Genomic DNA, 25397 nt, shown 5'->3' with positions numbered 1-25397 from the left:
TCCGTTACATTTTAAAGGAGCGAAGAAGTCCATATACTTGCAGATAAAGCTATAGGGCTATGCATTCACTTAGAAAGAATCCATGAAGCTGATTCCACTTTTGTGATCTCAAAATATTACAAGGATGCTATAACATCTTTGTTTGAAATTTGAACTGTATGAGCAGTTTGAAGCCGGAACAAAGCAGGCCACACCTGACTTTGGAGATTTACCAATGATAATAGATGGTTTAAAGTTCCCACTATTAGGTAGAAATTGTTTATTTAGAAAAGAACAGATCAGCTTCAGCCTTTCTTCTGCGGATGAGCCCGTTTAAGGTTTTTCCGGTGGCCGTAATATATTTCGTGGTAAACCAATTTCTGATGGCCTGCTCTTCTGCTTTTTTATTAATCAAAGAAAATAGTCCATCTGATCCTCCGGTATTGTAAGTATGTGATACGAGAGCATCAAATTGATTTTGAGTAAGATTCAGTTTAATTTTACTGTTGACGATTTTTTCATAAGTTGGTAAAACAGATGAAAACAGCTCTATTCCTTTTTCTTTAGTGATGGCGGGATCTTTCATGGTTACTTTTTTTCCTCCCGGATAGTAAGTGTTGCCATATCCTATTGTGGGAATTCCGGCAGAATCCAGATAAGGTTTTGAACTGAAGCCTTCAAATGACACAATCAGATTGATTCCCTTTTGTGATGTTTTCATATCTTAAAATATTTGTAGGTGAAAAAGATGAGTACTAAAGTGATTCCAATAATCGTAATGAAAATCCAGGCCAGGAGTTCCAATCCATCTGATTGAATTTCCTTTGTTTCTTCAGAGACATTTGAAGCCACTTCTTTGACTGTTTCTTTTGAAATTGTTTTCTGGGTTACATCCTGAGCAGCATGGGTAATTTCTTCTTTTTTAACCTCTGATTTTTCATGGTTGACTTTTGCATAATAGCTGCTGATGGAATATTCTGCATTCCCCACAATGGAAATACGTTGAATGGTATCACGCCCTATCACGTTATGGAAAACAAAGGGATTAGATGCATCAGATTTTCCTTTAATCAACAGATCTCCCGATACTTCATTTCTCTCTTCCTTCAGCAACCCCTCATCTGATCTACTTTGAGTTGATTGTGAGCTTTGAAGGGTTAAAGAATCAGTTTTTATCTTTTCTGTATTTTTTGTATTTTCTTTATAAGTAGCTGTAATTTTGTGTTTACTCCGGCAGCCCAGCATGAGACTGCTCAATATGAGCAATAACAGAATCTTTGTTTTCATGAGTTTTAGTTTTAAAAATTGAGGCCTATTTTGAATTTTTCAGTCTCAGGAAATTCAATTGATATTCAAATCCTTACATAAAGATTTTATCTTCTTTTACATATTCTTTTTTGATGCTATCCAGCAACATATCTAAACTTACTTTGTAACCAGGGTCTTTTAATGCAATTGTTTTTAAACTTACATCCTGTATGACATTCATAATATTAGAGCCGGTTAATTCATATCGCTGGGCAATTTGTTCCAGATCAATATCTTCAAGTTGTAATGGTTCGGGTAAATTTTGCTGCCAGATACGCAGACGCTCTTCATGCTTTGGATTATTGAATTGTATGCAGCTGTGAAAGCGTCGTGTAAAGGCTTTATCCATATTATTTTTAAAGTTGGATGCCAGAATAATAAGCCCTGAAAATGTTTCAATACGTTGCAGCAAATAAGAAACTTCCTGATTGGCATATTTGTCATGGGCATCTTTTACAGAGGTTCTTTTTCCGAAAATAGCATCCGCTTCATCAAAAAATAAAATCCAGTTTTTATTTTCTGCTTTGTTAAACAGTTTAGCTAACTGCTTTTCTGTTTCTCCGATATACTTTGAGACCAGCATAGAAACATCTACTCTGAAAACAGGACGTTGGGTATATTTCCCTAAAAGGCTGGCAGCAAGAGTTTTTCCTGTTCCCGGTTCTCCATGAAACAACACCCTGAACCCTGGTTTAAGTTTGGTCTGCATGTTCCAATCTTCCATAAGAATCCGGCTGCTATTGTACCAGGCTTCAATACTTTTAAGCTCCTGCAGCGTAGTTTGAGGAAGTATTAAATCTTCCCATGATCGGCGGGTGAGTATCTGTTCTGCCGGAAAATCATTGCTCATTTTCGGCAATAATTCCGAGCCAAACATGATTTTGTTAAAAGCTTCTTCATGAACATTGATCTGTCTGTTTTCATGGGCTGAACCTGCAAAAACGATGAGTTCTTCTTTACTCAAAACCGAATCCGGGCCGAAATAATCCAGAGCTTTCAATCGTTCTGAAATACTGTCTCCTCCTAAAACGTATTGAACAGCCTGAATGGTAGGATAAAAGAGCCTGCCGCTATCGTTGGTTGAACAGAAGTCAAACAGCACACTACCCGGAAGCTCCAAGTAAATGCGTTTCAGCAATGCGGGATCCAATCGGGGCAATAAAGCCATTAAAAGAATCACAACTTCCTGATGGGCAAGCTCTTTCCCTGAAATATAATCTCCTAATTGAAAATTTTCATGGTTACTGGTATTAAATTCAGGGGCTCCTCCATTAAAATCCTCTGAAGGATTGTTGATACGCCATGTAATAACCTTTTCTAAATGAGTAAATAATTTTTGTAATTGTTCTGACTCCATGGGTTTTTATCTTTTTTAAGATCCGGTGTACTGCATCATTTTCATTTTAAGATGCTTCCCCTTATCTTGTCGTTGATTTCAAGAAACCTCAACCGGAAAGTTGCTCACATTCGAGTATCTCTCCACAGCCGGCACAGCAGCTGTTTTTGGAAAGTAGCTCCTTCATTGGAGTCCTTCTTTTAAAGAATGAATCTGCGTTTGAAAGAGAACAACAGATCTTAAGACCAGCCATTCTGCTTCCAGGAGGAGATTCTCATGTTTATACATCAGAAAATTCCGGGATTTCAAACGCTAAAAGGTGTCCTGCCAAAGAGAATCTCTCCGATTGAGGTATGTTGTATATGTTTTTTAAATATCATGCAGCATCTCAAGGATGATTACATGGTATTTCGTAGTTGATTTCTAGAAATCTCAACCGGAAAGTTGCTCGCATTTGAGTGTCTCTCCACAGCCGGTACAGCAGCTGCTTCTGGAAAGTCGCTCCTTCATTGGAGTCCTTCTTTTTAAAGAATTAATCTGCGTTTGAAAGAGAACAATAGATCCGAAGACCAGCCATTCTGCTTCCAGGAGGAGATTCTCATGTTTATACATCAGAAAATTCCTGGATTTCATGCGCTAAAAGGTGTCCTGCCAAGGAGAATCTCTCCGATTGAGGTATGTTTGGGATTAATCAATAATATAATTAACCAAATCGTAAAAGTCCCGTCCCAAAATAATTTTTATATTAACGGGATACGATGTATATTTTTTGCCATTGATCTCAATTTCCAAAAGCATCTGAATAAGAGAAAATGGTTTTCTATGATGAACCGTATGTCTGAATGAACCAGGTCTGGTAAGTGTTCCTGATGGATAAAACTCATTGAACTGTGATCCAGGTCTGAAATAATTAATAGGATTGATATCCAGAATCATTTCTTTAGATGTTACAGGGTATTCGGACATTCTGCCCAGGGATATTGCATCTAATTGCTGTTCCCTGTAATAACCTGCATCTTTGAATCCATTCCTGACCTTTTTTTTCTGTTTGTAACGTTTTATAATAATCTTAGGCTTGTACTTATCAATATCTAATTCATTTGATAATTTTACCTTTAAGTATTTATAACTTACACTTCTGCTGAAAGCATGTACATAATGATCTATTTTCTGTGGCTCACTTCCGGATTCTGCTTCCAGATTAATGTGTCCTCGTCCTGATTTTTCAACGTTTCCGGCCTGATAGAAATGATAGTATTTTGAGGTCCATTCTGCTGATGCCTTTACATCCAGTCCGAAATTAAGTTCATTTAAATGGAGGTAATTATCTATGAATCGGCCAAACTGGCTTTCTGTAGGATATTTACCGGTTTCAAAGTAGGTTTTCAGCTCCTCTCTTGGGGTTAATATATTGTTTTCTTCCATGATATTTTAGTTTTCTTTGTTGGCTTATGTCCGCTTTCTGGAGCTGATTCCCGGCTGTGGTGTAAAGTTCAAAATTGATACTTTTTTTGTTCTTATAAAAGTTTTCCGCTCTCTTCATCCTGTAGCTGCAGCAAATCACATCTTACTCATAAACAATTTATTACACCTAAAATCAATGACTCTTGTTTCTTAGTTTCATGCAATGCATTTCCACCTTCCGTTTTCACGGAATTTATTATTTGCTTTCAAAAAAATAGATGTGACAACCCTTCATTCCGTTTTCCGGATGATGTTCCAATGGAAAAAGCTTCCTTTTACAGGATATCTTACCCGATTGAGATTGTATTTTTAGTAATGAGAATATAATGGATTACTTCTCTGCCGTCCTGTGATCTCAAGGTCTTTTATATTGATAGAATTACGGCTTATTGTTTTATATAATAGCAATTGCTATGTTTTGTTTACAGTTCAAAATTAATCACTTTTCTGTTCTTATCAAAGTTTTTTGCCCCTGCTTGTCTGTAGCTGCAGTAACTTTGTTTTAAAATCATTCATTATTATTTAGAAGCATAGTTACATTCGATCCTAATATTTCTGACTTTATCTACCTGGCCACCCCACCAATTTTCCTGACTTTGCCCGGCATACAAATATCCTGAGGCTACAAGAGTGTCAGTATCCGCATCATACAAATCGCACTGTACGTTCTGAGTGACTGCCTGAAGGTCGGCATTATAAGCAATGTACAAAAAGTCCCATGCATCATAATGATCGGTAACGGTATCTTTATCTCCATGTTCATTACCCCAGTATTGTGAGTATGCTCTGTATTGGATAAGCACTTCAGTTCTGTTTGTAAACTTAATACTTGTATTTACAATATTGATTCTTGCATAATTATCAATTTTAGAAATTTCAATGGGTAGTCTGCTATTCTTTAATTCTCCAAAATCAAAACCATCAGGAATAGTATTCAGATTGTTTCCGAATAATCTACGGATATAATAGCTTTCACTTAACTGATAGCCAAAACTATAGTATTCGGTTTCTCCTAAATTACCTTCTGATATTTTTTTTATTTTAATCGTATAAGGTGCGCTTCCCAATAAGTATTGTCTCACTACACCTACTTTTGTAGAATCTCTTAGGGTGATCAGCTGATCTTCTTCATCCGTTGAGGTTACCGCAACCTGGATTTCTAAATCTCCAACACTATTGGCGAAATAGTAAATAAATGCACTATCAATAGTTGCCAGATTATTAGCAAAGATTAGCATTTCTTTTTTGTTTAAAACATCTTCTTTATGTCTTAAAGAATCAATCAGATCCGAGAATTGATTTTGTGTAGGATGTTTACCTGTTTCAAAATAGGTTTTTAACTGGGCTCTTGTTATCGGTTTATTTTCTTCCATGATTTTTTATTATTCTTTACAGCTTAATTGCCTTTGGGTACAATGATTATTTTGTTATGTTTTTAAAAGATCACTCTGGCAAATTTGATTATGCCAATATGATTATTTCAGGAGTATAAATATTCTGTACTATGAATTGCTCAGATTCCCATCTGACTATTTTTCATTAATAGAATAATTACATTCGATCCTTACATTTCTGATTTCACTTATGTCACCACCATACCAGATATCCTGGTTGAGTCCGGCAGATAAGTAGTTGGTAGCTAAAAGACTATTGGTATCCTCGTCAAAAATGGTGCATTGTATAGATCGATTCAATTCCGTAAGGTCTGCCTTATAATTAAAGCTTAAATTATCAGCTATATCATAATGATCAGTAACAGAGTCTTCAGCTGTGAATCTCGAACTCCAGTTACTTCCAATTACCCTGTATTGTATAGGTACTTCTGTTTTATTAACAAACTTAATATTTGTATTTATAACGTTTACCTTTCTTCCGTAATCCTGTTTATAAATTTGTATGGGTAGCCTTTTGCCCTCCAGCAACCCTAAATCAAAACCTTCAGAAATAGTATTCAGCTCATTTCCAAACATTTTTAAAATGGTATAGCTTGGGCTTAATTCATATCTCAAAAGATAATATTCAGTTTCTTTTAATGTTTCTCCTAATATTTCCTTTACTTTAAAGGTATACGGTGCGCTGCCTAATAAGAATTGCTTTTCCACAGCGTTGTCAGTTTGTCTTACGGTTACCACCTGATCTTCTTCATCCTGTGAGCTAACAACAACCCGGAATTTTAAATTTCCAATAATGTTTGTAGAATAGTAAATAAATGCATTCTCAATAAGTGCCAGACTATTGGCAAGGATTGCCCTTTCTTTATTGGTCAATGTATCTTCTCTGTGTCTTAAAGAATCTATCAGTTCTGAAAATTGGCCTTGCGTTGGATGTTTACCGGTTTCAAAATAGGTTTTTAATTCTTGCCTTGGAGTTAATTCATCTTTTTTCATAATATTTCACTATTCTTTACTATTTATATTATTTGTATGATTGTTTTTAGAGATACCAGTTAGTATCATTGATTTCAAGTCCAAAATTCATCTTTTTTTGATTATTGTGAAAGCTTTTGGACCTTCCGATTCTGTAGTTGCAGCACCTGTTATTTTTGTAAAACTGAATGGCCTGCTTCTTAAATTTCAAAGCTCAAAATTCATCCTTTTTTTATTCCTGTGAAAGTTTTTTGCCCTTTCGGTTCTGTAGTTGCAGTATCCTTTTTTTCCGAATAATTAAATAACAGTTTCTGCATTTCTGTTTAGTAAACCCGTTCTGTATTGATAATAAAAAAGGCTCGGATTATAAAAATCCAAGCCTTGCTTTTTAATGTATATCCTTAAAAGGTGTAGCTCCTTTTATGAACCGATTATCAATCCAATTTAAAGAAGAAATATACTACCGCTGCCCATTCTTTTTTGATTCCCCTGGCATACCCGATAGTACTGTGGCTGCTGTTTTCAACCGTTCCATCATCTTTGATGTACCCCATAGTGGAATGACTGCTGTTTTCTACGGTTCCGTCTTTTTTTACATAACCGACCGTAGAACGGCTTTTGTTTTCGATAGTTCCGTCACTCTTGATGTACCCGATAGTACTGCGGCTTTTATTTTCGATAGTTCCTTCGTTTTTAATATATCCCACGGTGGAATGACTGCTATTTTCGATAGTTCCGTCATCTTTAATATATCCTGTGGTACTATGGCTTCCGGATTCTATAGTTTGGGCGCTTACAGAAAGACCGAAGAGAAGGGAGCAAAAGAATAGTGTTTTTTTCATAATCAATATTTTAATTTGATGTATTCAAAAGTATTGATTATTCTTTTATAAAGATAAAAACTTGTAGATAAATGATTGAAAATAAAACCGCACGAAAAGACTCGTGCGGTAGCAGGGAATTATGTGTTATATTTTGTAAATTATAAATAGTGAAACTTTCACTAGGCTTTATACTTGTCTATAAGATTAAAAATTTCTTTTTTAAGATCTTCATCAATATCTTTTGGAATATTTTCAATAGTTAAATAGCCTTCTCCATCATTAACAAAAGGATCTGCTTTGTATTTTAGCATTAATTCAATCATCTCCAAATCTCCAAAATGGAAGGCTAATCCTAAAGGTGTTTTCGCATGGAAAGTTCCAGATCTATTAATATGATCTTTATCTGCATAAGGTAATAATAATTTCATAAGCACAATATTTTGTTCTAAAGCACTTCTTGTTAATGGTGTATCATGTTCTTCCCCAATAAGATTTATATTGGCTCCTTTTTCCAAAAGTAACTTTAAAACTTTTGGTTTATTTAAATATATTGTTTGAAAAACAGGAGCATTGTACTCCTCATCAAAATAATTTACATCCGCACCATTTTCTATTAAAATCTCTATCATTTTTATGTAAATATCCTCATTCTCATCTTCAATCTCATCTATGATATATTGTATTAAACTTTCATCATGAATTAGAGTTCTTGTATCTCCACCATTATTTATCCATTCTTTTAAAGAGTCAATATCTTTATTTAATATTATACTTATAATTTGTTCGGGATTTGTCATATCTTTTTTTATTAATTATTTAGAACCAAAATAGTATGTTTTCTGTTCGTCGGTCATGTTTGCTGCTAATTTTAAAAATATATCGCACTTTAAAACTCCATTTTTATCATCATCTATCTGTTGTTGATGACCTGCATCAGTATTAAAGAAACAATCTTTTTGCTCTTTTATTCTTAAATTTAAAATATTCTGTAGAGCCTCTTTTCGTTTTATTACAGTTTCTGGTATAACATGTTTCCCATTACCTTTGAGTTTTTCTCCTTTCTGAATTGATGAAATTGCTTTAGTTACTTCCGAACCTTTAACAGGAGTTAATTTTAACGCTTGTTTTAATATTTCTTTTTCATTTTGTATTTGTTCTAAATACGCATTAGAACACTTCTGGTTCTCTCCGTACTTTTTAACTTCAGTTTCTTCGATGTTAACAGCAGTTTCATCCCCATCTTTATCAGGATTTACCTTCCCGTAAATATGAACCAAGTCATTACCTACTTCTTGGTGTTTATCAATAACTAGTTTTAATTCTACTAATTGATATTTGCTTTTTATTTGTTTTAGCTTTTCATCAACTTCATTTTTCTTATGACGTTTTTTACTTTTTAAATACCTTGTTCCTTCTTTAACACCTTCATCCAGATCTTTTTGCTTTTCTTCAATAGTACGTAAATCCTCTCCCTTATACCCCTTCTTATCTTTCCTGCTACCAATACCAATTTTCCCAAGCAACCCTTTAGCCTTACCTTTCACAAAGTTCCAGAACTTGACAATTGCATTTTCAATACGCTGACGTATTTTTCGGATAACACCCAATACTTTATCTGCTAATCCTCCAATTCCTAGTAATGAAGCTAAAAAGCCAATCAGTACAGGAACAGCTCTGCCTAATGCATTTTCTATTGATTTGGCCACTGCTCCTACATTTCCACTGGCAATTGCTTTTATACTATCGGTAAAGGCTTTTACCAGTTCCATAATTTGTGCTGCCCGCTGGATAAAGAATTTCACCACATCTATAATCGCCATGGCGGCTTTTATAAATGCTCCTACCGGAGTAAGCAATCCCATCACCCATTTAATACCAGCTTGAATCACCTGAGTCTGGATAATGTCCATAATAGCATCCATTACCGTAGTTTTAAGATCAGCAAACTGATCTTTCAGATATCCCCAAAGTCCAGCAGCACCTTCTTTACGGACGATCTGTACTATTTCAAGCCCTTTTTCAGAAGCGGTCTCCAGGACTTTCATTACAGGTTCACCGATCACTCTGGATCCAATCGCTCTGATTCCGCTCCATGTTAAACCAAGCACCTGCGTGGTAATGGAGAAAACGCCTTTCAATGAGAATACATCTTCCGGCATCGTCAAAGAAATCCCTTTCATTGCTCCGGTCAGCCATCCGAAGAAACCAGTTTTAAGGTGATTCCAGATGTTAGTTCCGAAGTTAGTAAATCCTTGCGAAACTCCGGCAATAAGATTTTTAAAGAATCCTATCGGATCCATGATGATAGCCTGAATGGCACTCATAACACCGGACAATAAATTGGTAAGGGTATTTTTAATTTCAATAATAATGGCAAACACACTGGTTCTAAGAGCATCAAGAGCCTGATTCACCCATCCGCTATTTTGTGTTTTTAAGTCTGCAATTCTGGCATCAATGCTTGTTATATTGTCTGCGTATTTTTTAGCCAACACATCAATTAATGCATCCTTTTTGCTATTTACGCTGTCTTCCAATGCATTGAATTTGCTTTGGATCTCTGCAATAGCATCTTTTCCTATTTTTCTTAAACTTGGCGATAAACTGTTGACATAAGTCTGTACCTCTTTTTTGCCTTTAGCAATTCTGGTTTTGGCTGCATTAAGCTGCGTGGTAACATGGGTTGCGATTTGGTCAATAAATTTATCCATGACTTTAATGTACAAGTCCTTACCACTGTCAAAAAATTTGTTGACCTCTTTAGGTAGACCTGTAGCTTTGTCCCATAACCATTTCCCTGCTGCCACCAAGGCTCCGTATTTTGCATAGGCATCCCCATAACGTTTCTTTTTATAAGCCTTCATTTCTTTATCGACATGAGCTTCAAATGCTTTTTTAGCTTCTTTGCTGCCATTATCAAATTTTTCGGCCACCGATTTGTCCAGGTTATTTAAAATACCATCCACATCGGTTTTGGAAGTAAGGTAAATACCATTAATATGATCGGCAATTTCTTTTCGTTTTTGACTGTCTTTGCCTGAGGTTTGCTTTTGTTCACCATGTACATTGCCTAGTCCGCCTTTTCTCGCACCATGCATGCCACTAATATGATGCTCCGCCTGGGCTTGGGCTTCGTTACGGGTTTTAGACAGCTCTTTATTTTCGTTGGTTCTGAACTGTTGAGTTGCTGCAACACTTTGGGTTTTGGCTTTGTTCTTTTGGGCCAAAGCATCTGTAAATGTAGGCTCATTAGATTTTGCCAACATCGTATCGGTGACTCCATTGGCTTTCATTTCACTGTCGATACTTGCTGTTTGCTCCTTAATAGGCTGTTCTACGCTTGCTGCATTTCTTTTCACCGGCATCGCTTTCGCTGCATTTGGCGTACCCGGAGCATTCCCTACATTTTGTGTTGGCATTTTTGCAACGGCACGAACAGGTTGTGCAGCTGTATTAGGTTGTGCAGCTGTTGCAGAAGCAATATCATTAGAGGCTACATTCTTCTCTTTTTTAACATCACCTACTGCCTTTTGATTGACTTCCTGTATATTATTATGTTTCTCAAACTCATCTGCCTGCTCTTCATTTTTCGGAAGCTTGATATTATGTATTTTTTCACTTAGCAAAGCTTTAAAATCTTCTTTCTTGAACAGCCCGGTTTTTTGTTCATCCATGGTGTTCACTTGGCTTGCTTGCGCCATACTCTGACGTTCGTTGGCAGGCGATGGTGCTGCAGCTTGTGCATCATTGGTCGCTTTGCCTGATGGTTCGTGTTGTTTCTGTAACTTAGCTGTGGTACTGATCCGTCCGCTCAATTCTATAAATCCGGGATTGTCTGTGGCATTTGCAGAGGTTTTAGTTTCCGCATCAGCCTCCACCGTTTTATCTTCAGTAACTGATTGTGGTTTTTCTACAGCAGCAATTTCCGGTTTCTTGGAAGCTGCTTTTCCTGCCGTCTTTGTATCCGGTTTTGCTTCCTGAATGCTCTTGCTTTCCTGATACACTACAGCTTGTTCTTGTACTGTTTTGGGAAGATAGGTTCCGGATTTGAGTTTATGATAATCTTGTATTTGATTATCATTCAAAGTAGACATATAACCTTTTTCCATTTTCCTGGTGTCGGGATGGTTGATATCTCCGGTTTTCGCCAGACTCTCCTGGAGTTTTCCATAATTTTTTTCTGATCCCTGGCCATAAATGTCTTGTGAATCATGAACACCCGCAATAGTACCATTGAGGTTGAGCAGGCTATCACTGGGACTTCCTGATCCCGCAGTAATACCCCTATTTCCGGATTTTTGTGTTTGTATACTGACCCTATCTACCTCAGCCATAGGCACAACTGCCGGATCTTTCGGCTTTTGCTTTTTGCTCTGGTTTTTATGGGCCTTATTGTCTTTTTCTACAGGTTTTGCTGCTTTCATTGACTTAGTTTTTTAATTTCATATTGTTTTAAAAGACCTATAGGCACAACTAAGATATTGTGCCTTATAGGGTGCCTGCCGGGTTGGAAAAATCATACCGGGTGAGGTAGATTCTTTAAGAATGTAAGTAAATAGAAATGGTATTTGACTTTGAGAAACAGGCAACACTGAACCATTTCCTTGTTTGTTCTCTTGCTTTTAAATTTTCAGGTTTTTTAAGTTTTAAATCCACTCTTTTCCGGGAGAATATCTCCTTTGGAGTGATTGATTCTGTCATTACAGTAAAGACTGTTTCAGAATCTTTTTATGATTTCATATCATCTTTTTTTTCTTCTTCCTCATCAGATGGTCTGTTTGTATTGACACCACATCTGTTTTCAATAAAAAGATTCACTGCTTTATCAATCCAGTTAGGCAGATTATTAGTGATCATTTTCAGGAATTTATCATAACCATATCCCAATACAAACAATACTCCTGTTGAATACCATTTGTCATGCAATTCGGCTCTGTTCATTAAATAACTCATCGTAAAGCCTACGATTACTACGATTACCAATGTGATAAAATGCTCCCATGGCTGTTTTTTCTCTTTATTTTGTATGGAGACCAGTACCCTCAGTAATCCTCCTGAAAATGCTATTGCAGTTCCGATTAACAGGGCTTTTATACTATCCAAATTCATTCTTTTTCTTCTCTATTATTTATTAAAAATTTTAATTTTCAAACCACTTTCAGATGTTTAATTATTCCTGAGACAGGATGTACATATCATCTAAAAACTTTCTGATTTTCCGGATATTTTCGCTCTCATCCGCATACGCTAACTCGTCAATAATATCACTGATATCTCTCCCTGGTTTCTTCAGTTTTTCCTTATCTTTTTTCTTTTTTTTCTTTTCTTTTTTTTTCATGGCTATTAGAATTTTATTAAATGAATAATTGATTTTTTAGTTTTTTTTAATTGATTTCTCTTCCAATACACTAAGGCCAAACGGTTTCTTTTTACCATTCATGTTTCATTAAAACAACAGAACGACCAAGCAAAAACCGTTTTTCACCTTAATATTTTACCTATAATTTAAATTTGAGAAAGATATCAGAGCCGCCTTTTAATCTCATGTTTGGGGCTGTTGAGGATTTAGCAATAACTTTGAATCCTTTTTTATCTTTTTAGAATGAATAATTTCAAGACATGAATTATGAATACACACTATCTACAAACACTATCTTACTGATATTCACATTACAACATTATATTAAATGGTAAGGATTGAGCTTTCTTCCGTGACCATATCTATGGCTGAAGAATGATGTTATAGATTGTTCTTTCAGACAAAAACAACATTTCCATCAGCTCGTTGACAATCACTTTCATCTGTTTATCCTGATTACGTTTTACATAATCAATGACAAAATCTTTTCTTTTTTCGACTAATTCTTTACTACGTTTCATATTCTATGGTTAAAAGTTTTTTTTGGTTAAATAGTTTTTTCCGAATCAGACAGGCTTCCTCTTCTTACCTGTTGACCGTTTGATAAAGTCATTAGAATCCCTAAAGACGAATATTCCGCCTTCTAAAAGATGTCTAATTCAATTAATTTTGTTTTTTAGAAGCCGGTACCGGGTATTTCCCAATAAAAATCTTACCCTGACTTCTTTATTTTACATTTCATTTGCCCTTTCAGGATGTATTATCAACTTTACTGACAACTATAATTAATCGATATTTTATATGTTGGACAGTAGTGTTATTCTACATTTTGGGTTTGTTTTTTATTTTCAGGAAAAACAAAGAGCAAAATGATTGCTTTATTCAGATATTTATCAAAAATAAACGCATTTTTATCATCAATAAAACAATACAAAAACGAACAAAATTCAAACAAATAAATATAAAAAACGCACTTTTTACATTTTACAAACGATTTAAAATTTTCCTAATTCCTACTTGCTCCGGACAAAACAAAAAAAGAAAACATCTGTATTTTAAATATATTATCTATAAAATAAATTTTCAACTCACTTATTTACATTTAATTACAAACAAAAAGTAACATTTTAAAATATTAAAAAAATATTAAATTTTAAATATAATTTTGTACATTTGTACTGTTCCATCTTAATGACGAAACAAATATACGAACATTGTTCGTTTTTCAAAATAAAAACGAACATTTTGTTCATTTTTTTTTACAAATAACTATAAACATATCAAAATGAACTATTTAGAATTCAAAGAAATTAGAAAGAAACTAAACATGAAGCAGGCTGATATAGCAAAATCTATAGGAGTAGGCACCAGAGCCGTGCAATATTGGGAAAAAGGCGAACGAAAAATACCGGAAACAACAGCTTACTTTGTCACCAATTTACTATTAAAACAACAGGAACTCAATGATGACAGTGCGTCTCCAGTGGTTTTTTCAGATTTAAAGATCATGCACGTTCCATTGGCGAATCAATATGCACAAGCGGGATATCTGAGTAATTTTGCTGATGAAGAATATATAGAAAGCTTACCCACTATTCCTTTTACGGACGATATAGAGCACAGAGGCGAATATATGTGTTTTGAAGTGAAAGGAGACAGTATGGATAACGGATCATACGAAAGCTATCTGGAAGGCGATATTATCTTATGCAGAAACATCAGACAGGATTACTGGATGAGTAAACTGCATTATGATAAGTGGGATTTTGTAATCGTTCACAAAGAGAAAGGAATTTTGGTAAAGCGAATTGTTAACCATGATGTTGAGAAAGGCATTATCACCCTTCATTCTCTGAATGAATATTATGAGGATTTCGAGATCCATCTGAAGGATGTTGCCAAACTTTTCAATATTATAAGTACAAGACGTAAAAACAACAGAAGATAATTGCCCAGGGAAATAAAATCCTCAGTTTCTTGAGGATTTTATTGGGGTATTTTAGTGATTTTTTTTAACAGGTAAGGCCTGAAATACCTTCTATCCTTGCTGTGTTGGAATTTACTTCATACACCACACTCATATCAAAATCCGGAAATCTTATCCACCTAATCCCATTCTTATTAAATCCAATAAAAGGATCCATATCAAACTCTTCCAGATTTCCCGGAACTGCCAAGGTTATACCATCCTTTAAATAAATTAAACTTCCTATTTTGGGTTCAGGGGTATTCAACATTACATACCTTTTCCAATCATCCTCTCTTTTACAAATAATTTCATTATCTCTACCATAGTTATCTGGTATACAAAAGGCTTGTACTGTTTTTTGAATAGTCCATTCTCCAGCTTCAAACACAGATACATCCGACCAATCTGAGACTCCGGTTTCAGACCCAGCTGAACAATATTTTCTTACTCTCATATAATAAATGCCTTTAAGAATCTTTGCCCTATTCATATCTATATATTCAGGAGAGTAGTAATTAACACCCCTTTGTGAATAAATAATATCTGTAAATTCAGCATCCGTTGCTATTTGATATTCTACTGCAACAAAATTTGAATAATTATCCAGTATATATGACATTACTAACTGACCATCATTCTCTGCGGCGACTTTATTAATAGAGGGTTTTTCACAAGAAGCACACATGCCTATTTTAAAAAAACTTTTATTTTCGGCACTGACATTCCCTGATAATAATTCTATTCTCAAGTCGTAAGTACCAGGAGCCTGAATGATGGGAAGTTTTACCAATTCACCACTCGCAGGCACTGGATTTAACTCTTGCTTTACATCTTGCTGCCCTGGTCCCTGCTTTTTATAGTACGCAAATGCATAATCTACAGATAAGGAAGATGTATAATCGATATTAAATGAAATTTTGCAATCTTCTGCTGCTTCCATTATTTTATGTTTTAATTGTTATTATTATGTTTTCATTTATATTTAAGAGGGTGGTTTGAGTCTAAAGAACCGCATGAACACCCTCTTATAGTATAGTGTAATACATAAAATCTATATCTTGAACTCTTCGTTTATGATCAGATACAGAAGTCTGATTATTACGCCAGATTTACATTCACGTCTTTGAAATCAAATGCATTACTGTTTGCATCAAAAACCATAAATCGGAATTTATAGTCCCCAGCGACTAAATTAGTAACCTTCAGGAATGGTTTTTCAATATCATAGGTAAGTATAGCTACGGATGGGCCACTTACCTGAAACCAGGAATAAAGAAGCATTGATAATTCACCAGCATTTGCGGCTCCTTCCAATATAAAAAATCTATCTTTCACAAGGGCTTTTGTATCGCGTGGTTCAACGATAACAATAGGCTTAATGCTTTCACAGCACTGTACATGTTCTCCTTTTGAGAAGTCGATATTGTTTATTACAACAGATGCAGGCTTGTACCAATTGGTTAACCTCATGGTCTGAGTACATTCTCCGTTACTCACCGTCACCATTATGGTCGGATTTCCTTCCGGATTCAGATTATACAATCTATGAATTGTAATTCCATTGATATCCGGTTTAGGAAGCGGGCTACCATCAGCACTGTAGGTATAGTCTCCAAAATTTGGTCCGGTAACTTCAAGGTATACTTTTGTCTCATTTGAACCACCCGTAGGATAATCAACAGATTTAACAGATATTGCAATATTCGGCTGCTTAATAACCTTGATACTGCAATTGGTTTGTTTTCCGTTCATCGTAAAAGTAATGGTCTGACCATGGAATGCAGGATCCACTAATTGCGGATTGAAGGAACCAGATACAACACCCCCAACAGAAACACTACCAACATACGCCTTTATAGATCCATTCTGAGGGATTACATCAACAAAATCTATAGGTTTGGCTTCAGAGCAAATAACATTTTGCAGCAAACGTAATGAGGTATACCAATCTCTTACAGATATACTTTGAAAACATCCGCCGCCAGTCACTTTCACCCCTATTACCGGAATATTATTTGGATTCAGATTGGTGTATTTGTAACTTATCTTACCATTTATAGGTTGTGGTTGAGTATACTGTCCATTCCCCAGGAAATCCCATTCGTACATATAGTCTGTAAAGTAAGGTCCGGAAACGTCAATGTTTATTATGGTTTCTGTTGAACCATTTGCTGGATAATCAACAGTATAATTAACGTTCACTTTAGGTGGTGGAATAACTTTAATACGGCAACTAGTTGCTTTATCATCCAAAGTAAAGGTAATATATTGCCCATACAAAGCTGAACCCACCTGACCTGGATCGAAGGAATACCCGTTACCCGAGGATACAATAACATACTTAACTTCCTCAGCACCCACATAAGCCCTAATAATACCATTCTCAGGGAACATTGTAAAAGGTATAGAATCGGCTCTAGAGCAAATAACAGTACTTGGCAGACTTAACGAAACCGGCCCATTATACCAATCTCCTATCGCTATGTTTTCAGTACAACCGTGACCGCTCACCTCCACTTTTATCAATGGAATATTTTTAGGATCCAGATTATAGAACTCATAGCGTACATTTCCGTTTTCATCCGGTTGCTTGTTAATGACATGTCCATTATTCAGGAAATCCCAATTATAAGTGTAGTCTGCAAAGTCTGGTCCTGAAACTTTAAAGTTTACCTCCGTTATGATAGACTCACCTTCCGGATAGAAGACATCGCCAACCGCTATACTTATTTCCGGCTGTGAAATAACTTTGATACTGCAGTTCGTAGGTTTCCCATTCACTGTAAAAGTAATTTCCTGACCGTGGAACTCTTCACCTACTGACTTCGGATCAAAGATATACTGTCCATTGCCGGATTGTTTTACTCCACCGCCAACACTCGCTTTTACAACTCCGTTCAAAGGGAATACTGTAAAAGGTATAGGACTGGCTTCAGCACAAATAACAGCAGTAGGCAAACTTAATTTAACAATTGCTTTTGGCGTACAACAGATGTATGGAAGTGAAAAATCTGCGATAACTTTTGGATTTTTTATGGAATCGTAAACCATTATAAAAGTCCCTCTTCTTTCAACGCCCCGTTTGTGTTCTAACCCTGAGTTCTTTTCTATATATTCATTGAAATAAGCTTTTGACAGATCTTTATTGCCTACCAATTCTTCTAAAGACAAAAGCATAATATCAAATCCCAGCTGCTGCTTATCCCTGATTTCTTTTATCTGTTCAAAAGCTATTCGGTGATCCATCCCCTGATGGCCTTCTATATTATAAAACGAATAGTTATCTATATTGAGATTTAAAGGGTTTTCTTTTTCAAACAGCCCTACTGGCACCCACTCCGTATCAAATGTCAAATTATTTCCAGATGAACGGTTGCTGGTCTTATCAAAATTCCATGTTTTTAAAAATTCTTCTGTAGCCTTGTAGTAAAAAGGAACCGCTTTATTGCTTAGAGGATTTAATTTTTGCGACGGGGTAATTTTAACCCGCACTTTATTTTTAATAATATTATCAGGATCAAAATTTCCCGCTTGTTGATTAAAACGATTGATTAAGGTTTTAACTTTTTGGGTCGCTTTTTCATCGTCTAAAGCAGGCGAATTATAAAACTGATGTCTTGAGGAATCCAGCTGGACATCTGTTATTAGTTTCCCAAGCATGATGTGTTTAGGAAAAGAGGCAAAATCGGGAAGACATTTGGTAAATGCTTTAGGAAGTAATTCTATGATTTCAGAATAGGTATCCATCAAATCCTTTATCACATCATAAGTATACTGAAAGCCTGTTTCCTGATTAATAACTCTGTCTAGTGATACTTTGAAAGATTCATAGCTGGCACCTGGAATTCTTAAAATTTTAGCGATTGCTGCGATTTTTTCAAAAATACTCTTCCCATAATCAGCTTTATCTACGGCTTTGATATACATCTTTTTTAAATCAGAGACTTCCATCTTGTTTGTTGAAACAAAACGTTCTAAAATAATACGGTTTTGTTTTACAGGCTCCATGATATCTTCTATAAACAAAGGATGAGGCTGAAGACGATCTTTTCTTTTGGGTGTAACGACACCTGTTATGGGATCGGGCAGAGAAAAACCTTCTTCTCCAAGAATATGAGTAATACCACTTGCTGTAGTAACTAATACCTTAAGGTTTCTGATTTGTTGTATTCCATGATTATCACAGTCAACACCTCTACAAGGTTTAACTTCTTTTTCATAATCCTCCAAATACAGCAGCAGGTATTTGTCTTCTAAATTTGTAAGGTTATTGATAGACTGAAAATCAGTTCTTGCTTCCTGAGCTGTTGCCAATTCCCATAATTCTATCTGCTCGCTTCCTTCATAAAAGGACGGATATTTTACTTTAAAATTATCATATACTTTAAAGTGGGTAAATTTTTTATTTTCCAGATCTACCGTTTTCAGGTCACTCATGTACAGATCTTCACTCGTCTTGCTGGTAGTATTCAGGGTGAGTAAATCTCCGTCGGTGGTAATTGCCGCTCCCTGTGAAAGCTGTATGCTGTTCAGCAGCCTGTTTTTATAAATAAGTGTTGGTTTGAGGCCGCATACAATACCTACTCCCTGCAGCAGCACTCTGGACAAACGGTCCTGATCTTCAAAAAAATCCAGAAACTCATTGAACTGATCCGGATCTTCTATATACTGTCCTTTACTGAATTTTCGATATTGAACTGATATATTACTTAATTGATTCTTCATTGTAATTCATTTTTTATGATTGTATTAAGCTGGTAAATAACTTCTCAGGCAGAAACCCGCCTAAGAAGTTATTGTTATTATTAAGGAATGTTATAACCCAGCTCTTGAAGCGCACCAACAACTTTACTCAAGTAGTTTTCAGGAGTATCTCCATCAGGAATATTATATTTGAATTTTACTTTTCCTGCTGCCACTTCGGATTGAAGGTTGAATTGTGAAGGATAAGAAGCATTAGAACCATTTTCTACTGCTTTCATAAGCTCCTGGAATCTGGCATCTCCATCTACCTGGAACACTATTCCTCGATAATAATTAGGATTATTTGTACCAAAATTGTTTGCAATTCTGGTTTTTAAAGCCTGAATATCATTTGAGAAACCATTTGTTCTAGGAGTAATAGACTGATAGCTGTGATAGATAGAGTCTGCTTCATCCTGGAAGACCATAACAATTACATTACCTACCGCTGCCTGTCCACCTTCCATATTCAGGAAGTCGAATGTTCTTTCTGAACTTCTGGATACCACCTGTACTTTCTCATCGTATGCTACAGAATCATTTCCATATAAAGGCAACAATCTGTTTTTAAGTAAGGTTGCTTTCATCGTTTCCAATGGTCTTAAAGTTGAGTTCATAGAACCTGAAGAATCGAAATAAATAAATATTCTGGTATTTTTGTTAATCACCAGTTTTAACGTAACCGGAGTAATGGTAAATGTTGTGCTACATCCATTCGGATTTTTGACCGTTAAGGTAGGCCTGAAAATATCTTCCTGATTGGCTACTCCTAATGAATAGGTATGAGTAACATTCCCATTGGTATCCGGCACCTGGCTTCCTGATGAATTATCACCAAAATTCCAGTTATAAGAATATCCTGCCTGATGACCGCTCACATTAAATGTAACGGTTGCTTTTGGATCATTAACATCTTCACCATAGACAACTTCTCCGACAGTAACGCTAATAACAGGTTCTGCGTACACCACCATCGTAGATTCTACAGGTTCATCATTAACGGTAAACGTGATTGTCTGCCCAAAATAAGTGGGGCTAACCAAACCTGGATCAAATAATTTCTGACCTCCGGACTGTGTAACGGCAGGAATCTGAGTACCATTTACAAATGCTTTTACCTGAGCGTCTAGCGGAACGAGTGTAAGCGCAACAGGATTATCTCTTTGACATAGCTTGTTCGCAGGCAATACCAAAAATACAGGCTCTTTTTTAGAGCAGCATAAGTAAGGTAATGAAAAATCCGCAAGAACCTGGTTATCAGATTCTGAGTTATAAATCAAAGCAAAGGTTCCACCCGGTTCTACACCCGCCATATGTTCAAGACCTGGTTTTCGCTCTACGAATTCGCTTAAAAGCTCGCTTACAACATCTTTTTTAGGATCTTGTTTTACAACGGTAATTCCTTCAGGTGATCCTTCTTTTGAGAATTCAGCCTGGTTCAGTAATCTTAACTGTTCATCAAGTTTAGAAATGTTCAGTAAAGTATTCTGTGAATTGCCGGTTCTGTTGCTGACATCAGTGGAAATGGATACCAACTGCTTTCTAAGTTCTTCTATAGATACTGTTTTCTCTCTGACTGGCGGCTCGCTGCCAGGTTTTTCACCTTTATCCAAGACCAATGCAATGACATCAAAGGCTAACCCGTATTGTGTTTTAAGATCATTGATGTTTTGTAATGCTGTCTTATAAGGCATTCCGATGTGACCTTCAATTCTGTAGAAGTCATTATTGTCAATGTTATAATTCAGCGGATTCTGAATAAAGTCTTCTCCTGCTAAATTGGCCGTATGATAACTTAGGTTATAAGCTGACCTATCGGTTTTTGTTTTTTCAAAGTTCCATTGAGTCAATAAAGATTTATCTACATTATAGTAATACGGGATTGCTTTATGACCCAATCTTACATTCAGATTGGAAGGTGTGATTTTAATACGTCCGATATAGGATTGAAATCCATTAACTTTCTGCACAAAACGATTGGCAAGCATGATGACTCTTTCATAATTCTCATCATCATGGGTAGTAACCGGTGAATTATAAAAACCGTGACGGAAAGGAGTATATTCTCCTAATTCCTGCTTTGCTCCCACATGTCCTAACAAAAGGTGTTTAGGGAATGAAGCAATATCCGGACAGCATTCAACATTCAGATGCAGGATCAAACCTTTTATTTCATTGTAGGTATCCATCAGATCCTTTAGTAAATCATATCGGTATTGATAATCTTCTAAACCTGGAGAAGTGCCTGACAGTAAAGGGTTCAGTTTGTCAAATAATGTCTGACCTCCCAGATTCATATTGATATTAAAAGTTCCCGCAATAGAAGTAAATCCTTCACTTAATTCTGCAACCGTACTTATGGCTCCTTTAAATTTTGTTTTCAGCTGCGGTGCTGTTTTAACAAGCGTATCCAGAATAACTCTTTTGGCTTCAATATTGGGTAAACTGTCAAAAAGCTTTTCATAAACATCATGCTGTTTATAGATGGTATCTTTTGCATCTCCCCTGGCAATAAGCTCTGAAACAGATGCTGAATCTGCCAGAAGCACTTTAAGATCAGACACTTGCTCTGCACCGTTATTGTCACAATCTGCATCCTTACATGGGGTTTCGTCATTAGAATAACTTTCCAGATACAGAATTACAATTTTATCACTTAATGAACTACGAATATCTACTACCTTTTTAAAATCTCCGGCATTAGCCCCTTCTCTCAATAACTGTTTATACTCTTGTGTTGTAAATAATTCTAAAAGAGGGATTTGCTGTCCTCCGATACGAAAATGCTCATATCCTACGACATCAACATAATTTCTATAGTATCTGTAATTTTTAGCCTGAAAATCTATGACAGCTTCTGATTTTTTGTCTTCTACCTGACGCAGTGTTATTAAGTCTCCATCCGTAGTTACCCCGGCTCCTTGTGTAATGGCAATGGTATCAAAAGGAATCTCAAGATCTCTATCTACGGATCCGGCTGTTTTTTCTGCTAAAGTAGGTAAGATTTCAAGCTCTATGTATTCCGATTGAAAACCACACACTACTCCCACACCACTCAGACGGGTTCTTGATAGCCTGTCCTGATCTTCAAAATAGTCTATAAATTCGTTTAATTGCCCTTCTGTTAACGCCTGATTGTCGTTGAACTTTCTATATTGGGTTGTTACATTGTCTAATTTAGTGTTCATTATTTTTCATTTTTTTTGATAAGTTCGATTGTCCTAATATGATTTTTCCGTCCAGACTGTCGTTATCATTGGCATCGCAGTCTAAAAGCCTTCCTGGTCGATAAATATTGTTTAAATGGCTGAGAGCAGTCAATAAATCTGTAATGCTGTTTCCAAGATTCATAATATTATTCCTCGATTTATCTGAGAGGTATTTTTTAAATGCTACTTCAAATTCAGCCAAATCATTCTGAGCGGTTTGTTTTTCACTCAAACGATCTCCCACCCAGCAAATTTTTGCTAAAATATGAGCAGGAATTTCCTGCCTGATCACGGTTTCCGCATAACGTCTGAAATCCGGATCCTGGAAACGATAAGCAAAGCCGGGAAGAACAACACTCACCCTATAAGAATAAGGGTCAAAAACATCCGCTTCGCAACCTTCTTCACACGAAGACATAAAGGCTTCCGAATATTCTATCGGATCTGTTGTAGGGTTTTCTTCCTGCAGGTCATACATTATTTTGAAAGTACCTCCGATAGACATACAGCCAATACCTCCCATAAGCTTATAATCTTTAGTGGTTGGCTTTAATAATAAATGCTCAACAAGGAAAATTCCCTCTTCTGTAAATTCATATTTGAAATACTTCACCGTATCTTCAATTCCTTTTTTCAATTCTATCAAATCTGAATAAGGATTGGTTTTTTTGTGAACAGCAATGACATTTTTCTGGTCATCCAGAATTTCAAAATAATAATTACCTCCTAATGAAACACGGATTTTTATATTTCCAATTATACAGTAATCCTTTTCACAATTTTTCAGTTTTTCTAATGTAACTTCAGGGTGTTTCTCATCTAATTTGGCTAATGCATTTTCAAGATCTTCCTGATCAATCTGAATGGTTTGATAAATGGCTTCATTCAGATTTTTGATTGCAATATGCTCAGTCGTATAGCTGTTCACAGAGGATAAGATAATATTGCCGCCGGCATCTTTTATTTTCCAGGTATACGTATTTTTACCGGCATTATCTGTTGTTTCAATAATGGATACCGGTGACTGAGATAAGTTTCTCTGGGTATAATCTTTAATCCCCAGCAAACGGGCAATTCTTTTCTGAACACCGGAAATATTGCTGGTATTCCAAAGATCTGAATCTCCGATTAAGGTATAATTATATCCCAACCCTCTGTCTTTACTTAGTGATGAATATTCTTTTAAGAAATTTTCTTTGTTGTATAAGACAATTTCATCGGTAGATTTCCCATACAATGATTTCATTAAGAAGGTATAGTCACTAAATGTTTCCGCAAAACGGGAGATCAGATGGTCCAATACTTCGTTTCGGCGTTCCACACTGTTATCCAGCTCTTCATATAACGAATCTGTAAGTTGATCATCACTTTCGGTATCATAGTCAGAAACCAATTCATCAAAGCCTTTAATATTCTTAAGAGTCTGTGTAAAAAAGGTTCTTTTTAACTTACCATTAATGCTTAATACTTCTTTTACTTTTTCAAGGTGTTTGAAATAACCGGCAAGGATTTGATCAAAAAATAACAAATACCCTTTCATTTGTTTGGCTAGCGCTTCTCTCTCCGGGGATGAATTCCCAATAATTCCAGATTCTCCTACTCCATAGGTATCCGGAAATTCATTCAGAATCGTAGCATAGTCTGCAATATCATATGGAGTTCCCTGAGGCAATACCAACTCTTTATTCTGTCTTGCATCGTCTCTAAGTACTTCTTCTTCCCTTTTAAGAGTTTCTAGGTAATCCTTAACTTTTTTGTTATTGATATTTAACGGAAGAGATCCTTTACTGTAACTGAATGAACTCAGTTCACACAGTTCCGGTTTTCTGCCTTTTTCAATGCAGATCAGCCAATCATTATTTTGTTTGATCACACTATCACAACCTGCAATAGACACGTCATGAATTTCTTTAACACCATCAACTTTCATGATTTCACTGATGATATCAGAAAGACGAACTTCTCTTCTTAACTGGCTGTTTTTAAGCTCTTCCGTATCGATAAAGCCATTATCCAGAAGCGGACCTTCAAAAATCTGATCTGTAGTCAGACCTTTATCCAGCATTTGTTTCAGTGAATAAAAATGAACCTCCGGAGACAGATAATTATTGATTGTTCTGATGACTTTAGCATGCACCAGTTCTTCGTCTGCTTTACTGACAAGTCCGATACGGGCACACACTGCAACTTTCTGAATTTCAACTTCTTTAATTTCTGCCAGATCTTCGCAAAGTCCTCTGTTGGCATGGTAACTGTCTAATATTTTGATATTGACATTAGATCTTTCACATCCGATACCATCCCCATCAATATCTTCGGCATAATCTACATAAAGGTCGTACAATCCTTTTACGTTAAAATGTTCTGTCTTTTCTCCGATCGGTTTAAAGTCTATATCTCCGGTTTTACAATCGACATATAATGTTTCATTTTTAGGAACTAACCAACAGTTACGGATCGGTCTTTTAAGGCTTCCAGTCGTGTTGATGTCTATAAACAACTTTCTGTAATCCAGTTCATTTAAAGGTCTTGAAGGTAAAATTTCTGCAGCCTTTAAAAACTGGGTATGAATGTCTTTATTTACCTCATCAGATGCTAAGATATCTTCCATATTCAGGTTCATCCTCATCCCAAGATCCGTGATGGCATAGCTTAACACTTCCAGCGTGGTGATCCCAGGATCATGAGAGTTATAATCGGTCCAGAGTTTTCCTCCTAACTTTTCTATGTATTCAATCCCTGTTTTGCGTAGAAAATGAAAATCTGTCTGATCTCCGGTTTCTATATTTTTTGATATACTAATATGTTTATTTTCTGACATGATTATGTTTCTTCTTGTT

The 25397-nt window shown here is 35.8% G+C and carries 18 protein-coding genes; 1 reads left to right on the top strand and 17 read right to left on the bottom strand.

Features of this window, described 5'->3' with window-relative positions; genetic code table 11:
* Positions 1–259: 259 nt before the first annotated feature.
* From JOE44_RS00535 to JOE44_RS00475, 13 genes are all read right to left on the bottom strand, one after another.
* Complete coding sequence (locus JOE44_RS00535) at positions 260–700, bottom strand: lysozyme (protein WP_209783869.1); 441 nt, start codon at positions 698–700, stop codon at positions 260–262.
* Positions 697–1266, bottom strand: coding sequence for a hypothetical protein (locus JOE44_RS00530; RefSeq protein WP_209783868.1), 570 nt, complete (start codon positions 1264–1266; stop codon positions 697–699). Before JOE44_RS00530 ends, JOE44_RS00535 begins: the two co-directional genes overlap by 4 nt.
* Positions 1267–1339: 73 nt before the next feature.
* Entirely contained in the window at positions 1340–2644 is a 1305-nt protein-coding gene (locus JOE44_RS00525; RefSeq protein WP_209783867.1) for an ATP-binding protein, read from the bottom strand.
* Between the two features lie 411 nt (positions 2645–3055).
* Positions 3056–3256, bottom strand: a complete 201-nt coding sequence (locus JOE44_RS00520) for a hypothetical protein (RefSeq protein WP_209783866.1) — start codon at positions 3254–3256, stop codon at positions 3056–3058.
* Positions 3257–3310: 54 nt separating this feature from the next.
* Positions 3311–4048 carry a hypothetical protein gene (locus JOE44_RS00515; RefSeq protein WP_209783865.1) on the bottom strand — a complete coding sequence of 246 codons (738 nt, stop codon included), beginning with the start codon at positions 4046–4048 and terminating at the stop codon, positions 3311–3313.
* A gap of 557 nt (positions 4049–4605) precedes the next feature.
* Positions 4606–5460, bottom strand: a complete 855-nt coding sequence (locus tag JOE44_RS00510) for a hypothetical protein (RefSeq protein ID WP_209783864.1) — start codon at positions 5458–5460, stop codon at positions 4606–4608.
* Between the two features lie 156 nt (positions 5461–5616).
* Positions 5617–6474 carry a hypothetical protein gene (locus tag JOE44_RS00505; RefSeq protein WP_209783863.1) on the bottom strand — a complete coding sequence of 286 codons (858 nt, stop codon included), beginning with the start codon at positions 6472–6474 and terminating at the stop codon, positions 5617–5619.
* Positions 6475–6887: 413 nt separating this feature from the next.
* The gene (locus JOE44_RS00500) at positions 6888–7295 is read right to left on the bottom strand and encodes a 5-fold beta-flower protein (RefSeq protein ID WP_209783862.1); all 408 of its coding nucleotides are present in this window, start codon (positions 7293–7295) and stop codon (positions 6888–6890) included.
* 161 nt (positions 7296–7456) lie between these two features.
* Positions 7457–8074: an ankyrin repeat domain-containing protein gene (locus tag JOE44_RS00495; RefSeq protein ID WP_209783861.1), complete on the bottom strand. Its 618-nt coding sequence runs from the start codon at positions 8072–8074 to the stop codon at positions 7457–7459.
* Between the two features lie 15 nt (positions 8075–8089).
* Complete coding sequence (locus tag JOE44_RS00490) at positions 8090–11701, bottom strand: hypothetical protein (RefSeq protein WP_209783860.1); 3612 nt, start codon at positions 11699–11701, stop codon at positions 8090–8092.
* Positions 11702–12005: 304 nt separating this feature from the next.
* Positions 12006–12386 (bottom strand): hypothetical protein, encoded by a 381-nt coding sequence (locus JOE44_RS00485; RefSeq protein ID WP_209783859.1) that lies wholly within the window; start codon positions 12384–12386, stop codon positions 12006–12008.
* Between the two features lie 61 nt (positions 12387–12447).
* The gene (locus JOE44_RS00480; RefSeq protein WP_156118455.1) at positions 12448–12615 is read right to left on the bottom strand and encodes a hypothetical protein; all 168 of its coding nucleotides are present in this window, start codon (positions 12613–12615) and stop codon (positions 12448–12450) included.
* Between the two features lie 383 nt (positions 12616–12998).
* Positions 12999–13157: a hypothetical protein gene (locus tag JOE44_RS00475; protein WP_156106583.1), complete on the bottom strand. Its 159-nt coding sequence runs from the start codon at positions 13155–13157 to the stop codon at positions 12999–13001.
* Positions 13158–13921: 764 nt separating this feature from the next.
* Between JOE44_RS00475 and JOE44_RS00470 the strand changes: the two genes are divergently transcribed.
* Positions 13922–14584, top strand: a complete 663-nt coding sequence (locus tag JOE44_RS00470) for a S24 family peptidase (protein WP_105680736.1) — start codon at positions 13922–13924, stop codon at positions 14582–14584.
* Positions 14585–14648: 64 nt separating this feature from the next.
* Here JOE44_RS00470 and JOE44_RS00465 read toward each other — a convergent pair whose 3' ends face one another.
* The 4 genes from JOE44_RS00465 to JOE44_RS00450 form a co-directional block, all read right to left on the bottom strand.
* Positions 14649–15545, bottom strand: coding sequence for a hypothetical protein (locus tag JOE44_RS00465; protein WP_209783858.1), 897 nt, complete (start codon positions 15543–15545; stop codon positions 14649–14651).
* Between the two features lie 158 nt (positions 15546–15703).
* Positions 15704–19330: a hypothetical protein gene (locus JOE44_RS00460; protein WP_209783857.1), complete on the bottom strand. Its 3627-nt coding sequence runs from the start codon at positions 19328–19330 to the stop codon at positions 15704–15706.
* A gap of 80 nt (positions 19331–19410) precedes the next feature.
* Positions 19411–22536 (bottom strand): PKD domain-containing protein, encoded by a 3126-nt coding sequence (locus JOE44_RS00455; protein WP_209783856.1) that lies wholly within the window; start codon positions 22534–22536, stop codon positions 19411–19413.
* Positions 22526–25378: a hypothetical protein gene (locus JOE44_RS00450; protein WP_209783855.1), complete on the bottom strand. Its 2853-nt coding sequence runs from the start codon at positions 25376–25378 to the stop codon at positions 22526–22528. Before JOE44_RS00450 ends, JOE44_RS00455 begins: the two co-directional genes overlap by 11 nt.
* Positions 25379–25397: the final 19 nt, after the last annotated feature.

This window comes from Chryseobacterium sp. PvR013 (assembly GCF_017833095.1).
Classification (GTDB): Bacteria; Bacteroidota; Bacteroidia; order Flavobacteriales; family Weeksellaceae; genus Chryseobacterium; species Chryseobacterium culicis_A.
The sequence above is the reverse complement of the archived record's forward strand: the minus strand, read 5'-3'. Positions and strand labels throughout refer to the sequence as shown.